Source organism: Sphingobacterium sp. SGR-19 (assembly GCF_011043555.1).
Lineage (GTDB): Bacteria > Bacteroidota > Bacteroidia > Sphingobacteriales > Sphingobacteriaceae > Sphingobacterium.
This window is the reverse complement of sequence record NZ_JAAKGS010000002.1, coordinates 149,127-166,819: the sequence shown is the minus strand read 5'-3', so window position 1 is coordinate 166,819 and position 17,693 is coordinate 149,127. Positions and strand designations below refer to the sequence as shown.

Below are 17,693 nucleotides of genomic sequence, written 5' to 3'. Positions count from 1 at the left end.
CTTTATCCGCGTCGATAAGATCCAATACATTATTTTTTGGCGCATTTAGCACCAATTACAAATATACTTTAAAAGTAAACCTAGACCTTATAATATTTTCTCCAGCTATTATATTATGTTGCCACATCCCTTACCGAAGGGCAGGTTTATATCCTTTTTGTGCAAACCATAGAATAACCACATAGCATACAAAAGGCACGATATATCCCATCTGCGTATTGTCATGCGCGATGTCTATAATACCGCCAGTCATATAAGGGAAGATTGCACCCCCGACGATGGCCATAATTAACCAGGAAGAAGCTTGCTTTGTCTCATCACCCAAACCGCTAATGCCCAACGAAAAGATGGTGGGAAACATAATCGACATAAAGAACCCTAAACCACCTAAAGCATACAATACCACCATACCGGAACCCAGTACGGCGATTGCGGCCAATAATGCACAAACCAAAGCATACAAGGCCAATAAGCGATTTGCTGTTGTATAGCGCAACAGGAATGTTCCCACAAATCTTCCCGCCATAAAGAGCAGTCCATATACACCTAAATAGTAGCCCGCTGTTTTCTCATCTACGCCGGCCCCTTGTTGTGCCATGCGGATAAAAAAACTGGTTACACAAACCTGTGCACCGACATAGAAAAATTGTGCTATAACGGCGAAGGCCAGATGTTTATGGCGAAGCACGGCAAAAAATCCACGTTTTCTATCCGTATCTTCTTCATTGCCACTTTCCTTTATCTCCGGCAGCTTCACAAATATAAATACAACAGCCACGAGCAGCAAGATTAAGCCCAGCACTAAATAGGGTGTTTTGACGGAGGATGCTTCTTCCATCAGATACGCCATCCGTTCCACCTCCGCCATAGCATTCAACTCGGCTTCGGAGTAACTTTTACCGGACAAGATAAACACCGTCCCTAAAATTGGGGCAACCATGGCTGCCAGACCATTGAATGATGCCGCGAGATTAAGACGATGTGTAGCCGCTTCCGGCTTGCCCAAAATAGCGGCATACGGATTCGCTGCTGTTTCTAACACCGCCAAACCGCAACCGATAATAAACAAAGCCAGCAAAAACAATTCATACATGCGATAATCCGCCGCAGGAATGAACAGGAATGCCCCTATCGCAAAAGCGATCAACCCCATAATAATGGATAACTTATATCCCCATCTGCGGAGGAGATAACCTGCGGGAAGCGCCATGATAAAATAGGCGAGGAAAATAGACGTGTCTACTAAAGCCGATTGACTGTTGTCCAGCTGGCAGGCTTTTTTTAAATGCGGAATCAAAACGCCATTTAGATTGTGCGCCATTCCCCATAAAAAAAATAAACTGACAATCAGAATAAAAGGAAATAGATAGCTTCTAGCCCCTCCGTTGGTGAACGTTATATTTTCTTTTGTACCGAGTTCCATAGGACAATAATTAGGTGGTTGTTTCTTTTCGCTTAGCGAGCAGGATATGGTCTGCCACCAAAACAACTTCTCCGTGTTGGTTTATCATTTCTACATGTTCCACGACCGTTCCAAATGCCGGGTTTTTAGCCTCTGATTTTTCAGAAATAGTCACTTCCGCATGTATCGTATCGCCGATAAAAACAGGTTTCACAAAGCGCAAACGATCATATCCTTTCGAAAATGCCTCTGGATTGATCACGGAAGCCGTGAGTCCTATACCTATCGCAAATATCATAGTGCCATGTGCAATCCGTTGTCCAAAAGGTTGTGTTTTACACCATTCGGCATCCATATGATGCGGAAAAAAATCGCCCGTGTGTCCGGCATGTACAACAAAATCCGTTTCTGTAATCGTACGCCCTAATGTGGTACGTTTATCTTCTAATATATAATCTTCAAAAAAAATAGATTCAAAATGCATGTTATTCGATATGAGTTATACGTGATAAATTATGAATTATAATGTATGAGTTGTCCTCCGATTTCATTGCTCTTATAAGCTGCTTCTACTACCGCCATCGTATGGATAACGTCTTCGACAGCAGCCGGAAGTACTGCTATCTCGCCTAATTTATAGCGCATCAGACTCCCCATACTTCCAATGAACGCATCGGGGAACCATGTACCTTCAATCGGGTATTTAACCCAGTCGGGCGTGCTGCCATCTTCCGGTTTAATACAGTATTCAAATACATCCGGCACGCCATGTGGGTAGTCCATTAACAACCCCATCGTGGCTTTTACCGCACCCTTGGTTCCTTCCCATTTGATATAACTTTCCTGGTGCTGTGGGCCAAAATCATGATCATGGTTCGTATTAACGACTGCGTGCAACGTATCGCCATAATCAAATAAGAGCGTCGTTCTACTTGACGATAAATCCTTTGCTGGATGTTTCAATGTTTTGGCATATACCGATTGTGGGTTTCCTAAAAACGAACGGATTAAATCAATATAATGTACGCTATGATAAAGAATCTCCAAACGAGGATGTACCATTACGTGGGGAAACAGCTGCCAAGGTGTATGTACATTGACACGCACTTCCATATCATAAAGCTCACCAATGTGCCCTTGTTCGATTAGCCAGCGGGCGGCATTTACAAAAGGTGCTTGCCGGAGCTGGCAATTGATCGCTGCCACTAAACCTTTCCGTTGGCAAACTTCTAAAATGGCTTCACTTTCGGGATAATAATCACCCATTGGCTTTTGAATCAGCACGGCCGCACCATCGGGCAATGCTTCCAACGTCTCGATAAATTTATTTGGCATGATGGTGATATCATATACCGCATTTTCGGGGGCTTGCGCTACTGCATTGGCAACGGAATCGTAAACGTGTGGAATAGCAAACTCCCGGGCCAATGCTTCAGCTTTAGCTTTCGTTCGATTCACAATCCCATGTACATCGAAACCTGCTTTGCGGTATGCCGGCAAATGGGCATCTTTCACAATGCCTCCTGCCCCGATAATAATAATGGGCAAAGACGTTTGTGGCAATATTGTTTTATAATCAATAGCTATCATATCCATGTGTTTATTTTTTCCTGAGCTTCTGTTAGCAAGGTTGCACTACTTTGTTCACTTTGAACAGCGGATGTAACCGTATCATCTATGATATGCGCAATCTCCGTCCAGTTGGCCAATCTCGGCAATGTACGAGCCGTTTGATGCAGTTGAGCAAGTTTGTTATAAAAAGGAATAAATTGATTGATTTCGGCATCGTGCCATGTCGAGTACCGGCATCCTACCCCACCTTCCATCGTCAACAACTTATCGTTCTCCTTGCTCACGGCAAATCGAATAAAATCGTACGCTAATGCCTTATGACGGCTGCCTTGTGCAATCGCATACAACCAATAGACGTTCAGCGAGGGCGACATGTCTATTATAGCCGCCGGAATGGGGGCAACATCTACTTTTCCTTTGACAGCCGATGCGCCATCAATCTGTGCCCAAGACGCGAAGCCAAACCAATTGACCATCATCGCCACCTCTCCGCGGGCAAAAGCCTGACCCGCCTGCACGGATTCGTAAGCCGTTGATTTTGGATGCAGACAGGATTGGTTTCGGAACAAAGCTCTATAGAAATCCAACGCTTCCGCGGCTATAGGCTGATCTAGGTGAACAGCTTTATCGCCACTGGAGAGTTCACCTCCCCGCGACCATAGCTGTATACAAAAATCAAATACGGCATTATGACCATCGGGATATCCGGCAAATACAGTCCCATATAGATTCACTTCGGGACGGGTAAAGAATTCGGCAACAGTCAAAAAATCGTTCCAGGTTTTCGGAAGTTCCAGTGCTTTTCCATAGCGCTCGCGAAAACGGGCTTGCTCTTCCTCCTTTTCAAATAAATCTTTCCTTACGACCAGACATTCCGGTCCGTCGTGAAAAGGAAGTCCATATATACGCCCATCAAAATTTTGCAAGCTGGTTAAGCTATCCGACCAGGCGTTATCGTAATCTTCCGGCGGGTTTGCTTGCAGGAAATCATTTAATGCAAACAAACCTTGTATGTCATAAGCACGGGTTATCCAATCGGTATTGATATGCACGATATCCCAGTCACCATTATGAAGGCCGTCCGTTTCAAAGAACGCATCCGTTAATTGTTCCAAATCCAACGGCACAAATTCCATCTCTACATCCGAAGGATGCAAGGATTTATAGGCTGCCCAACACTTTTCCAACGCGCTTTCAAAAGGATCAAATTTCCGGACGGCAAAACGTAACTTATCCATATAACTCCTCCAATATTTTTTCTGTATGCTCCCCTAATTTCGGTGAGCCTTTTGTGGATATTAGTAATTCGCCGTCTATGCGGATAGGACAACGGGTTGTTTCATATGCGAATCCATCTCCCATAGTTACTTTCTGTACCATATCCAATACTTTAAAACCGTCGTGTGCCGTCAATCGGTTCCAGTCCAGCACATCCGCACACCAGATATCAGCAGCCTCCAAAATACCAAGCCAATAAGCGGTAGACTTGGTTACTAAGTGCTGCATCAAAATCTTTTTAATAGCATCCCGCTCTTTAAATGCTTGCTCGCCATCGGCAAAGTTTTCTAATTCCGGACAATCCAATAATTGTCTCAATTGCGGAATAGACCCCATCGCCAAGGCGAGGAAGCCGTCCGCTGTGCGATATACGCCATACGGAGCTGCCAGATAGGCGTGTGCATTACTCACTTCACTCCGTTGCGGCAATAATTGACCATCCCGAAAATAGGTCGTAACCGTTTCAAACTGGATGTCTACCGCTGAATCGAGCATACTAACATGCACGTGTGCGCCGACTTTTTGTATCGCTCGACGGTATAAACAAGCCAAAATAGCACTGCATAAGTTGCCGCCTGCAAACATATCTACAATAGATAAGCCCATGGGAACAGGTCCGTTTGTAGCATCACCACTGAGCCAGGTCATGCCGGTGAGCGACTGCAACAATAAATCTTGCCCAGGCTTAGCAGCCCATGTGCCTTCTTTTCCGTATCCGGAAATCTCTCCGTAAATAACGGAAGGATTTATTTCTCGAACGCGCGCATAATCAAAACCCAAACGCTCCATGACACCAGGGCGAAAGTTATGCATCACCACATCTGCTTTAGCAATTAAGTCCCCGATAACGCGACAATCCGCCTCACTTTTTATATCCAGCACGATACTTTCCTTATTCCGGTTAATCGCGTGAAAAACAGTAGATGTCCCATTCAACACCGTCTCGGAGGTGTATAGTTGCCGACATATATCGCCCGTGCCGGGCTTTTCTATTTTAATAACCCGAGCGCCCAAATCTGCCAAACGAAGACTCGTCAATGGCCCGGATAAAAATTGACTAAAATCTAGTACTGTAAAACCTGCTAAAGGTAACATATTAGCGTATTAAATAATCTTCCACAATCTTTTCATTATCCTCTCCTACTTTCGGTGCAGGCTTGTCGGAGTACAAATGATGCCCGTCAATACCATACACACTCCGGGTCGTCCGCAGTGCAGTTCCATCGTGCAATGCGATTTCTTGTAACATCCCTGTTTGTACGAAGTTCTCTTCCTGCAAAAAGGTATGATAATCATGCACCGATCCACACCAGATACCTGCTGTCTCTAATAAGGTTACCCATTCCTGTGTCGTTTTTTCGCGGAATACCTGTCCCAGTTCCCGCATGATGGTATCCCGCTGAGAGAACCACGTCGACTGATCCCGGTAGCGTTCTTCCGGCAGGCCGATAACAACTGCTATCTTGCGTAAATCGCCCATAGCGAGTGCCAAATAGCCGTTCGCCGTCTGGTACAATCCATATGGCGCACTTAAATACGCATGTCCACCACCGCGAACCGCAGATCTTTGCGGTAGCTTTCCGCCATCATTAAAGTAGGTTGTTAACACTTCAAACTGCATATCCAATGCCGATTCGAGCAAACTAACTTCTACCAATACGCCTTCCTCGGTACGGGAGCGTTTCAATAGAGCAGCTAATATACCTTGCGTAAGATGGGTAGCACAATACATATCGATTACCGCCAAGCCGAAAGGTACCGGCCCATCCCCTTCACTTCCAGACAACCAAGAAAGTCCAGATATGGATTGCACCAATAAATCCTGTCCTGGCTTTTTAGCCCAAGGCCCTTCGTTTCCGTAGCCCGTTACCGTCGCGTAGATAATCTTTGGATTAAGCGACTTTACACTTTCGTAATCCAATCCTATCTTTTCCATCACACCGGGCCGGAAATTATGTGTAATGATGTCCGCTTTCTGTATCAACGCTTTAATGTCTGCTAGATCCTGTTCGTCTTTTAAATCCGCGGCGTAGGACTCCTTGTTCCGATTTATCGTGTGGAAGACTAAGCTGCTCTCGTCGACAAAAATATTTTTAATGGCAATCTGGCGCCCTCCCTCGCCCTTCTCGGGACGCTCAATCTTAACAACACGAGCGCCTAGATCCGCTAAACGTAATCCCGCAGTCGGTCCTGCCATGAATTGGGAGAATTCCAGCACCAACACCCCCTCTAATGGCTTCTTATCCATGTGTACTTTCCTCTACTAATGATTCCCGATACATGCGATTTAACTCATCCAAAACAATCTTTTCACTGCCTCCATGCTTTAAATAATTCACCACGACATCGCCTGCATGATCTTGAAAATGAAGGTGTCCGTCATAACGAGGACGCAGGTAAGCACGTTGCAATGTAGGCAAGGTATTGGCGAAGTAATCAGCCGTGGCTGCATTTACCCGTTCACTTTCCCAAGCACGTAAGTGCCCTGGTTGTCCGCCGTTTTCTACGTAAAGTGTTTCTTGTATCTCTGGTGATGCGACAAACTGTGCATAGGCCATCGCTACGTCTATGTGCTTTCCTTGCGAAGACACGGCTAAACCGGCTCCGCCTAACGTGCTGATCATCGATCCATCCTGTTTATTTAATGAAACCAAATCATGGAAGTGCAGCAGCTTGCGGGCATAACCCTGTCTGGAATAATTGGAGTACCCGTAAGCAAAAGGGCAATAAGCGACATCATCCTGCTGCGTCATATCTTCAAACACCTTAAATGGATTCTTTGTATAAAAACGTGTATCGACAAGGTCGGATAGTGATTTAAAAAGTTTCAAGACCCTACTTCCCGTTTCTTCGCTGACGACCTGTTCGTCGTGTTGGCAAGGGGCTTCTCCCATAGAACAACAGAAGCCATAGAAACTCATTAATACATCAATCGGTAATAACGAAAATCCGACACGGCCTTTTTTCGCAAGTGCGAGAAGGTCGTCGAAGGTACGTGGAAGAGCTAGGCCCATTTCTTGTAAAAGGTCAGGGCGACTTGCAGCCACCGGTGTTGCTGCATCCGTGGGAAGCGCCCATTGTTTTCCCTCAAAATTATAGCTCGCGTACGATTGCCCCACGCTATTGTCCCGTTGGTCCGCCAAAAAATCCGCTGGCAAAAAATCATCAAAAGGCGCGAGCATACCTTTTGCAGCAGCATGCCCGGTCCATGGATGGTCAATGACCAACAGGTCATATTCCTTCGCCAGATCCGTAACCGACTTATCCGCAAACTCTTGTAACGTACGCTTCTTCCAAACGATTTCGACTTCTGGGTGTAACTCTTCAAAACGTTGCGCAGTAGCAACCATCGGCACAAATCCTCTCGTATGCCCCCATGTAATCCCCTTCAGTTGGATTTTGTCTTTCTTCATGTATTAAAATTATTGTTTTTTTCTCATATTACAACGGGATGTTATCTGTATCCGTCGTTTTGTTCTAGTTGTGGGTTATTGTCCAGTTCAGTAATACTAAATGGCAATCGATAATTATGTTCGTCGAACACATAAGATACACCCGAAGGATTTTTCAACGTTGGCAATAAGGTATGCGCTATTTTCCAACGCTTTAAATCATTATAACGTTGCCCCTCTAAAGCAAATTCTATACGTCGCTCATGACGGATATATTCCCGCAGCTTAGCCTGCGTGTCATAAACTGTACGATCCACGTCCGGTAGACCTACGGTTGTTCGTCCACGCACTAAATTGAGTTGCTGATAAACAATATTTACCGGCCCATCTAACTCATTGACTGCCTCTGCGTACATCAACAAAATATCTGCGTAGCGCAAATGTATATAATCTTGATCAGATTGGGATGCAGTCGCTGTGGTGATGGGTAAACGCCGTAAATCTACCCATTTTTTTGTATGAAATCCAGTGTACGTATTATAAGTTTCGTCCCATACTACCCCCGTTACCGGATTCGTCCATACATCACCGGGCAACCTTACTGTAGCATAAAGTCTGGGATCTCTGTTTTCATAAGGATTATCCACATCATATAAGTCGGAGTCTGCCGGACGTTTGCCATCCCGCATCTCATAATCGTCTACTAAATTTTTATAGGGTTGCATCAATGCATACCAACCCAATTCGATATCCAATCCTCCCGCTCCCGGCCGCAAACGGTGTACGCTATTCGGCGCCAAATATTGTGTCGCAAACATAATCTCGCGATTCACAGAAGCCTTTGCTTGTCCCGTGGTTGTAAACAGATCTTCATAACTATCCGCCAAGGCAAATTTATTATCGGTAATGATTTCTTCTAGGAGCGTGCGCGCCTCTGACCAATTTTGCTGGGTCATGTAAACGCGCGCTTTAATTCCCTGTGCGCTACCTTTAACGGCATGACCGGTATAGGCTTCGTTCGGCAGATTGGCGATCGCAAAATCTAAATCTTCATGGATGAAAGCGTATACGTCCGCTTCAGAGGACTGCGGAATACGGGCGTCTTCTAATTTCGAGAAGAAATTACGATAGATTACAACACCACCGAAGGACTGCACGAGATCAAAGTATGCAAGCGCACGGAGAAAACGGATTTCTGCTTTAAAAACATTCACCGTTTGCTCTTCCAGTCCAGCTTTGTCTACATTATCTAAAAAATAATTGGCACTGGCTATCAATTTGTACGGCGTGCTATATAAATTATCCAATACACCACCCAATCCTGGCGAAATGGCGCCGATCGTCATGGCGCCCAAATTTGGTTGGGTATTACTACCTGGATCGGGAAAGGCATTATCCGTCAAGGCGTCAAAGTACACGCGTTCGTATCCCAAAAAATTCTCTTGCAATCGATAATACACGCCCGCCAATGCTGTTTCTACATCGGATTGACTTTGCCAAAAGATTTCGCCCGACACACTGTTTTCCGGATTTCTATCCAAAAAGTCTTTATTGCAGCTCCCGCCTAATAATATCAATGAGGCTGCCGCTGTACATGTTAATATTTTAAAACCGTTCATGGTAAACATTTCTTTAAATAAGCCTTACGCTTCGTTAACACTTAAAATCTAATACTCGCTCCAACATTGAAAATCTTTGCCTGTGGATATTGGGCATAGTTACCTGATGTCGATCCACGCTCGGGATCGGATCCCTTGTAGTCGGTAATCGTGAAGAGGTTATCCGCCGATATATATATCTGCGCACCTTTCAACTTCGCTGATTGAACCCAATTAGAGGGCAACTCATAAGAAAGCATAATATTTTTTAGGCGTAAATAGGTGGCGTCACGCAAATAGTAAGTCGACCCTTTATAGTTCGCTACACCTTGGTAACCGGCTACGTATATTCCGGGAAGCTCGTTACTTCTGTTTTCGGGCGTCCAAGCATCTCTCCACTCGGTAGTCGGCGCCGTACCCTGCATAAACGGATCGATCCCCCAGTTCTCTACTCTATTCTGAACCCCGTTCACTCCTTGAAAAAAGGCACTTAAATAAAAGTTCTTGTAGCCTACGTTCATCCCGAAGGAATACGTGTATTTCGGATAAGCGCCATCGACAATGACGCGGTCATCTGCATTTACAATACCGTCTCCATTGACATCTTTCATTTTCAGATCACCCGCTTGTGGGTTCGGGTTTAGTTCGTGCTCGGGCACATTAGCGCCCGGCAACACATCCTCTTCCTGGAAAATTCCGTCCCACACATACAAGTAATGAGCATCATATGCCTGTCCGACCTCCCTTATTCTTGTCGTATAACGGGGTACGCGGATATGTAGAACCTCATTGCGCGCAGTGGATATCATTCCATTTATACTGTAAGTCACTTCACCGATACGGTTATGATGTCCTAAAGCGAGTTCAATTCCTTTGTTACGCAACTTTCCATCGTTAGTCGTTGGCTCATTTAAACCCAGACTTTTGGGAACTGGTTGATTTGCTAAGATATTGTATGATGTTTTATTAAACCAATCGAAGGTTACTTCTAACAACCTATTTTTCAACGAAAAATCAAACCCGATGTTAAATATACTGGTAGACTCCCAACGTAAACTCTGGTCTCGAAAACTGTTTAGTACAGCTCCAGAACTTAGCTGCTCATTATCAAAAGAATAGTAAATACCGCTAAGATCCAAATTATTGTGGTAGGCATACGAGCCGATATCCTGATTTCCCAAAATACCGTAGGATGCTCGCAACTTTAACTGAGACGCCCATGGCAATGCTTCTTGCACAAATTCTTCCTTGGACGCCATCCAAGCTCCGGAGAACGAAGGGAATACACCCCAACGATATTCGGGAGATACTTTAGATGTCCCATCATAGCGCAAATTCGATTCTATAAAATACTTTTCTTTATAATTATAGCCTACGCGACCAAAAACAGATTTTAAGGCCCATTCAGTGGGATAAACTAATCCAGGCAAGCGTGGATGATTAAAATATAAAGTCTCCCCTGAAGGCAGGTATCCTGATATGTCTTGCAATTCAGGGTAAACACTAGACGTTCTCCGACCACGTAGACTCTGTGTGCGATAGGAAACCTGCTCATAGCCAGCTAAAGCGGAGAAATTATGGTCACTTCCAAATGTGGTATTGTAATTTAAAACCGAATAAATAGTTGGGGTCAATGTCTTGGTATATTGATCGGTCACGCCTACAATATCTGGCCCAAATGTCGACCGCTTGTAATCCCCGGTTTGCGGATCACGCTCTTGTAATAAAAAAGCATCGTAAGGAACCTGATGCATTTTGTAATACTGATCCTCATAATTCAAGGCAAATTTGGTCGTCCAGGTTAAATCTTTAAAAGGGGTAATATCGATAAATGCCTGTGCATTTACCCGATAATCTTTCGTATACTGATTTCCCATGGCATAATACTCCTGCGGATTACGGTTTCTTCCCTCTCCTTCGTAAGCCTTAGAAACCACTCGCCCACTTCCATCGGGCAGAAACGGACCATACAACGGACCCGACGCATAGATCGCTAACGCCATGTTTTCGCCCGTAAAAGGCGGTTCTTGCCGGTCGCGATAGGTCGCGTTTACGATTGTTCCTACTTTCACATAGTCGGAGAGTTGGTTCGTATAATTTAGCAAAGCATTATAACGCTTGAAATCATAGCCTTTAATCATCGCTTTCTGATCAAGATATCCTAAGGATAAATTAAATGTATTCTTCTCACCACCACCATTAATAGACAAGTTATGATCGTGTACCGTAGCGGGGTTTATATAGTAATCCACCGCATCAAAGTTTGGATATTGTTTACGGTCCGTTGCGTTGCGGTAAGCTTCTATTTGTTCAGGTTTAAAATTAAAGGATATACCTGACCGCTTTGCTGCGGCATTATACATGTCCATATATTCAGCCGAGTTGGTAATAAAATCCGGTAGTGCCGTTGGTGTATGCCGAGCCACATTCACCCGGTAACTTACTTGCGTAGCACCTTTTTTTCCGCCTTTTGTCGTAACCAAGATTACACCATTTGCCGCTCGGGATCCATAGATTGCTGCTGAAGATGCGTCTTTTAAAACGGTGATATTCTCGATATCTCCGGGGGATATTGCATCCAATGAACCCGTTACCCCATCAATTAAAACCAATGGTCCGGTATTATTTCCAAAAGTACCTTTTCCTCGAATAAGCATAGCAGGATTATCCCGACCAGGCTCGCCGGAAGGCTGCGTCACCTGTAGCCCCGGAATTCTCCCTTGTAACATATTCGCCGCGTTAGGTACGGGACGTTCGTTGAGTGTTTTTCCATCAACTGTAGCCAGTGCGCCCGAAACATTCGACCGGCGCTGCACGCCATATCCAACCACTACGACTTCATCCAGAATAGCATCATCCGTTTCCAATACAACATTTAATACGGTATCTTCTGTTACTCGTATTGTTTTGGATACATATCCAATTGACGAAAAAACTACATTAACGGCAGCTGTCAAGCGAATTGAAAAACGGCCGTTTTGATCTGTAGACGCTTCTGCCCCTCCATAATGAATTGTAGCTCCTGCCACCACTTCACCCTGAGAAGATAGTACCTGTCCACTTACATTAATAAAATCTTGTGTTTGCTGTATGGACGCCTTAGCCATACTAAGCACAGGGATAGCAACACTCCATGCCGTAGCGCATGTCGCATACAAAAGCCATCTTCTTGTTGATGTTACCATAATTAAAAGTTGTTTATAATTTTTACTTCCCTTGTTTTTTGAGATGTTAAATACATCCGAAAACATGATTTATAATATTCAAATATAAATATAATATTCGTATGTAAAAATAAAATCTATCTTTCTATTCAGAAAAAAAACTATATTTTCGGCTCCTCTTTTTATGCCACTTACATACCATTGTTTCAATAGGTTTACTTTATATTATAAAATAATTAGGATATCATAGGGATTTTATTCGGATATTGTTCGGACTTCGTTCGGATAAAACCGAAAAAGGTTCGTTTTAAGGCTGGATTATATATGTTTAAAATCAAGCTTAATTGTTGAGTTAGTTATAGCTATTATTTTGGATGGGGAGAAGCTTGTCATACTTTTTTATATCTTTAGCACATGAGTGGTCAATTCATTTAGCATATGTCGGTAAATAAATACAAAGCACCAGCTCTTGAAAAAGGGTTAGCCATCATCGAATACCTCGCACTCCAACCTACTGCCCAATCGCAATCGGAAATTGCTATTGGCTTGGACAAAAGCCCAAACGAGATTTATCGTATGCTTGCTTCTTTGGAAAGCCGGGGATACATACAGCGCGATACCATTTCTTCGAAATATTCCCTGACGCTCAAACTCTATTACTTATCCCACCGTCATTCTTTAGTAGAAAAACTGCGCTCGGCGGCGTTGCAACCGATGAGACAGACCTCTGCTATCATACAGCAGCCTTGCCACCTTTCGGTGTTATTTAATGACAAGGTTTTGGTAGTAGCCTACAGCAAAAGCCCACGACCAATAGCCGTGATGATTGAGGAAGGGAATTTATACAATATGATGACCACAGCTTCGGGCAAGACTTTACTTAGCTTTTTGGAGGATAATAATAGAGAACAGATATTACATCAGGATTCGAGTTATCAAAAACTATCCAAAACTCAAAAAAGAGATTTCCAGAAAGAACTCATAAACATCAACAAACAGGGCTACACCGAGATGCCTAGTTCGTATGCACAAGGGATTATTGACTTTTCGGTGCCTATAGGCGACACAACTTCTGGCATTACAGCTTGCCTTACAGTCTCCAAGCTACTCACGCTAGAAGATGAAAACCAACCTTCACACGAAGAGATTATCCAAAAACTACTCGCCTGCAAAAAAGAAATCGAAGGGAATCTAGGTTTAGCTTCCCTTCCCAAGATATAATAAAGTTGTTTATTTCAATTGTTCATATTCTAACGACGCTAAGATAAACGTTCCTATCGCTTTTCCCTCATTTTCTACAATGGTGATATCCTTGCCGGCTAGGTAATAGTTAATTGTTCCTGTTCGGGATGGATCTTTGGCAGGACCTAACCCAGCAGAAGCACAACTTTGCACAATATCGATGTTTGAGTTGTCCGGCTGTTCTCTTATAAAGGTTTCTAATATACCTTGATAAGCTTTGTCTGCAACAGGATAATAAGTTGCCTTGTCCAATATCCCCAGACGAATACCTTTAAGATAGGCATAAGTAAAAATACAAGAAGCCGATGATTCCAAATAATTTGCTGTATGCCCGATATTATAAACTTTCCCAGCAATAGTATCTCCTTTACCATCCGCTGTCATATTGGCATCATATTGCAGCAGTTGGTACCAGAGTCCCGATCCGTCATCCTGCCAACGCTTTAGCCCAGCGGCAACCTGATTCGTGATATCCACTATTTCCTTATAAGAAGAATGATTTTTCGGCATAAATTCAAGCACGTCGACCAGCGCCGCAAAATACCAGCCCATGCCACGCGCCCAGAATTCCTGACTACATCCAAGAAATGGATCTTGCTGATTCGCCCAAAAAGAATTGGAATCAGCTGGCGTGGCTGACCACGCATGATAATTCAGTTGCTTTTCTCCATCATACGTTTTTCGATGAATGGTTTTAAATTGCAGCGCAATATCATCCCAGCTGGCATTGTATTCTACAGAATCGGCTATTCCAAATGTACTTTCCCACTGTGCGTATATCGGCGAGCCCATATACAGTCCGTCAAGCCACATCTGATTGGGATAAATTGCCTTATGGAAGAAACCTCCGGCGCCTGGTAACCCGTCTGCAATCCGCGAATGCCCGTATTTTAAGGTGTTTCGAATCAAATCCACCGCTTTACGATATCGATCGGCATCCTTCGTATTGCCTTTCCGCAATTCTTCTTCATACAAGGTAAAGTAGATGCGGCCCGCCGGAAGATCATCAATATTACTTGGACGAAGCGCCGATCCGCCTTTGCTATTGATGATCATGGTACCATCTTCATTGAGATTCAAATCAGCAAAAGCTTTTACAGATTGGTAATACTCTTTTTTCTCGGGATACTGCTTCCACGTTTCCAACACGGCGCCAGCCACAAGCCCCGATACATAATCCCATCCTGTCGAATCCAATTTGGACTGGTAATGCCTATTGCAGTAAAAATCACCCAAGCCATGTGCGTCGACCATCTTATGTGACCACAACGTGGCTTTATCACCCTCATGTTGACGACAAGCAGTCAAGAGCAAAGGTAGTAAAGCAAATATTATATATTTTTTCATCATCTATTTTCAAGCAAGCTACTAATTTACGTTAACTAAAAACCAAATATAACAATACCATCACCGCGAACAATATACCCCAAGCCCATTTTACTTTAGCTGTTGGCTTTTCCATCTGAAAGCTGAAAGCCATTTCGTTTTCTTTTTCATACAGCGATTTTGGGACCACCAAGGATAGCATGATACCCAGTATCAATAAAGCTAAGAATAAATAAAAAGAAAGCATCAGGTAGTGCGGCCAAAAGGTATATACATCTTTAGGAAAAATCCAGAGATAAGCAACACCCGTTCCAAGGCTTAACAGCGCACCAAAGGTGAGAAGGGTATTTACGGCCATTTTATTCGTCCGCTTCCAGAGAACAGCCATCAAAAAAATGACTGCAAGAGGAGGTGCGATAAATCCTAAAATAGACTGGAACACGTCAAAGAGGTTTAAACCCTTTATCTGGTCAATGGCCACTGCAACTAAAACAGAAATGAAGCAGCCTACAATAATCGTATAGCGGCCGACTTGTGTTACCCGGCGGCTATCTGCACCAGGATTGATGTGTTTCAGATAGATATCCATCGTATAGACTGTACTTAGGGAATTTAGGGAGGAACCAATGGTACCAACTAACACAGCTATTAGCACCACAATCACCAATCCATTTAGACCGGTCGGAAAAAGATTCGTCACCATCGTCATGTAAGCAAGCGATGGATCATCCAATCCCGGAAAAAGGATGTAACAGATAATACCAGTCAAAATAAAGAGTGGTAAAGAAAGAATTTTCAACCAAGCAATAAAATTCACTCCGAGCTGCCCTTGCTCCAAGTTTTTAGCGCCTAAAACCGATTGTACCATGGCTTGGTCTGTACAAAAAAACGCAATGGCAGCAACAGGATACCCCAGTGCGATAGCATACCAGGGATAATCTGAATCGTTTGCAGGCTTGATCAACGACCAATAACCATCTGGTGTCCTATCCGCCAATGCTTGTAGCCCGCCTATCTCCGATAGCCCTAAGAACGTCAGTAAAGCAGAGACGGCTATCAACAATATCATCTGGAAAATATTGATCTTCGCTACGGTGCGCAACCCTCCCGTATAGGCAAACACACCAGCCAAAGCAACTAGTACAATGACGGACTGCCACATGGGAATACCCAATATCTGCCGAACGAGAAAGCCGCCAGCAAACAAGCTTAGCGACAGCCACGATATCATCATTTTGACCAAAGAATACCATGCCAGAATCGTTTGTGTCCCTGGCCCATATCGTTTCCCCATAAATTCCGGAAGCGTACGCACACCGGATGCCAAATACCTGGGAGCAAAGACTACGGCTAACAGAAAGAGGTACACGAAGGCATACCAATCGAAATTAACGGCAACAATTCCGGTGGTGTAACCAACCGTGGCAAACGCCAACAGCATCGACGGACCGACATTTGTAGCCCACATATTGAAACCTATACTGTACCAACTTAACGATTTCCCCGCTAAAAAATGTGCAGCCCCCTGCTCTTTTGTACGGGATGAAAGTAGACCGATAACAATTAAAGCTACGAGGTATACGACTACGATTGCATAATCGTATATCGTCAATTTGTCCATGAGGTTGTTCATGTGGTTACTACAAGTTTACGCTATAGGCTGTTAATAAATCTTTTGGACGGATCGGTTTGCCTGTGGTTAGGGACTCATCCATAGCCTGCAATAGCGCAATCGTACCAATTCCTTCTTTCATATCCGGATATGCCGGTGTATCCTCACGAATCGCTTTGGCAAAATGTTCCAGATAATTTTGATATTCGCCAGCATGATGGCTCTTGCCTTCGAAGCGAAAATAATGCTTCAGTTTATGTTCCCAAGTTAACATTCTTTCCTCCCCCGTACGATCCGTGATAGCGTAACGCAAATCCATATAATCTGCCTGACTACATCCTTCGGTACCCCGTAGGATGCAACTCATCTCGCTATCGCGGGTAACGGGCTGAACAGGCCCGGTATAGGCACCACTTACACGTGCTACTCTACCGTCAGCCGCTTTGAATATAAAGTGCATCGTATCGGCATTTTGTAAACCTCCCTTTCGACCATTAGCGCTCAACATACCATACCCCATTACCTCTTCTATATCAGGCAGATACCAACGTATAAAATCCACCGGATGGCTCAACCCACCGTATAGCCATTTAAACGATGATTGCAATGACCACGGTTTTTCTAAAAACCAGCGATGGTCGGCATGATAATAGCCTTCGATGGTGATTAAATCTCCAATCAAGCCTGCCTCAAAATCTGCGCGCTGCTTTTTCATCGGTTCGAAAAAGCGGGAACTCTGTCCAACGAAAACCCGTTTTCCAGTCTGCGCAGCTAAAGCGAGTAGTTCGTTCGCATCCGCTAGGTTGTCAATAAATGGTTTTGTGCAGATGACATGTTTACCATGCTCCAAAGCCAGCTTGATGTGTGTGGCATGCAGATGATCTGGCGTATAGATAGCGACGGCTTCTAGGTCAGGGTTTTCTAACAAATCTTCGTAGCGTTTAGTATACGCGTGGAAATCGAACTCCTTCATGCGCTTGCGTCCGAGTTCTTCATTCAAATCGCAAACTTGCAACAATGCTATATGCTCACTTTGTAAAGCCGCAGACATGGTGCTCCTTCCTTCACCAAGGCCTAGAATACCTAATCTTAATTTCTCCATTTTTT

The 17,693-nt window shown here is 44.1% G+C and carries 13 protein-coding genes; 1 reads left to right on the top strand and 12 read right to left on the bottom strand.

The window, feature by feature from the left end; all coding sequences use genetic code 11:
• Nucleotides 1-130 precede the first annotated feature (130 nt).
• From fucP to G5B43_RS04535, 9 genes are read right to left on the bottom strand one after another with little or no spacing between them, the layout of a single operon-like run.
• On the bottom strand, nucleotides 131-1,423 hold the full coding sequence (gene fucP / locus G5B43_RS04575) for an L-fucose:H+ symporter permease (protein WP_165293549.1): 1,293 nt from the start codon (nucleotides 1,421-1,423) through the stop codon (nucleotides 131-133).
• A 10-nt stretch (nucleotides 1,424-1,433) separates the two neighbouring features.
• Nucleotides 1,434-1,886 (bottom strand): MaoC/PaaZ C-terminal domain-containing protein, encoded by a 453-nt coding sequence (locus tag G5B43_RS04570; RefSeq protein ID WP_165293548.1) that lies wholly within the window; start codon nucleotides 1,884-1,886, stop codon nucleotides 1,434-1,436.
• A gap of 29 nt (nucleotides 1,887-1,915) precedes the next feature.
• Complete coding sequence (locus tag G5B43_RS04565; RefSeq protein ID WP_240904750.1) at nucleotides 1,916-2,998, bottom strand: Gfo/Idh/MocA family protein; 1,083 nt, start codon at nucleotides 2,996-2,998, stop codon at nucleotides 1,916-1,918.
• Entirely contained in the window at nucleotides 2,989-4,212 is a 1,224-nt protein-coding gene (locus G5B43_RS04560; RefSeq protein ID WP_165293547.1) for an extracellular solute-binding protein, read from the bottom strand. The genes G5B43_RS04565 and G5B43_RS04560 overlap by 10 nt, the downstream gene beginning before the upstream one ends.
• Nucleotides 4,205-5,347 carry a CaiB/BaiF CoA transferase family protein gene (locus G5B43_RS04555; RefSeq protein WP_165293546.1) on the bottom strand — a complete coding sequence of 381 codons (1,143 nt, stop codon included), beginning with the start codon at nucleotides 5,345-5,347 and terminating at the stop codon, nucleotides 4,205-4,207. The genes G5B43_RS04560 and G5B43_RS04555 overlap by 8 nt, the downstream gene beginning before the upstream one ends.
• Nucleotide 5,348: 1 nt before the next feature.
• Nucleotides 5,349-6,500, bottom strand: a complete 1,152-nt coding sequence (locus G5B43_RS04550) for a CaiB/BaiF CoA transferase family protein (protein WP_165293545.1) — start codon at nucleotides 6,498-6,500, stop codon at nucleotides 5,349-5,351.
• A complete protein-coding gene (locus G5B43_RS04545) occupies nucleotides 6,493-7,665 on the bottom strand; it encodes an ABC transporter substrate-binding protein (protein ID WP_165293544.1) in 1,173 nt (390 codons plus the stop codon). The genes G5B43_RS04550 and G5B43_RS04545 overlap by 8 nt, the downstream gene beginning before the upstream one ends.
• Before the next feature lie 41 nt (nucleotides 7,666-7,706).
• The gene (locus G5B43_RS04540; protein ID WP_165293543.1) at nucleotides 7,707-9,263 is read right to left on the bottom strand and encodes a RagB/SusD family nutrient uptake outer membrane protein; all 1,557 of its coding nucleotides are present in this window, start codon (nucleotides 9,261-9,263) and stop codon (nucleotides 7,707-7,709) included.
• A gap of 41 nt (nucleotides 9,264-9,304) precedes the next feature.
• A complete protein-coding gene (locus tag G5B43_RS04535; RefSeq protein WP_165293542.1) occupies nucleotides 9,305-12,427 on the bottom strand; it encodes a SusC/RagA family TonB-linked outer membrane protein in 3,123 nt (1,040 codons plus the stop codon).
• 417 nt (nucleotides 12,428-12,844) lie between these two features.
• On the opposite strand from G5B43_RS04535, the gene G5B43_RS04530 reads away from it, so the two are divergent.
• Nucleotides 12,845-13,627, top strand: coding sequence for an IclR family transcriptional regulator (locus tag G5B43_RS04530; protein ID WP_165293541.1), 783 nt, complete (start codon nucleotides 12,845-12,847; stop codon nucleotides 13,625-13,627).
• 9 nt (nucleotides 13,628-13,636) lie between these two features.
• Here the strand turns inward: G5B43_RS04530 and G5B43_RS04525 are convergent, their stop codons facing one another.
• Genes G5B43_RS04525 through G5B43_RS04515 form a run of 3 tightly spaced genes read right to left on the bottom strand, consistent with a single transcriptional unit; the run spans nucleotide 13,637 to nucleotide 17,688 of the window.
• Nucleotides 13,637-14,998, bottom strand: coding sequence for a glycoside hydrolase family 105 protein (locus G5B43_RS04525; RefSeq protein WP_206367239.1), 1,362 nt, complete (start codon nucleotides 14,996-14,998; stop codon nucleotides 13,637-13,639).
• A gap of 28 nt (nucleotides 14,999-15,026) precedes the next feature.
• Nucleotides 15,027-16,607, bottom strand: a complete 1,581-nt coding sequence (locus G5B43_RS04520) for a sodium:solute symporter family transporter (RefSeq protein WP_165293540.1) — start codon at nucleotides 16,605-16,607, stop codon at nucleotides 15,027-15,029.
• Between the two features lie 7 nt (nucleotides 16,608-16,614).
• Nucleotides 16,615-17,688: a Gfo/Idh/MocA family protein gene (locus tag G5B43_RS04515; RefSeq protein ID WP_165293539.1), complete on the bottom strand. Its 1,074-nt coding sequence runs from the start codon at nucleotides 17,686-17,688 to the stop codon at nucleotides 16,615-16,617.
• Nucleotides 17,689-17,693 lie beyond the last annotated feature (5 nt).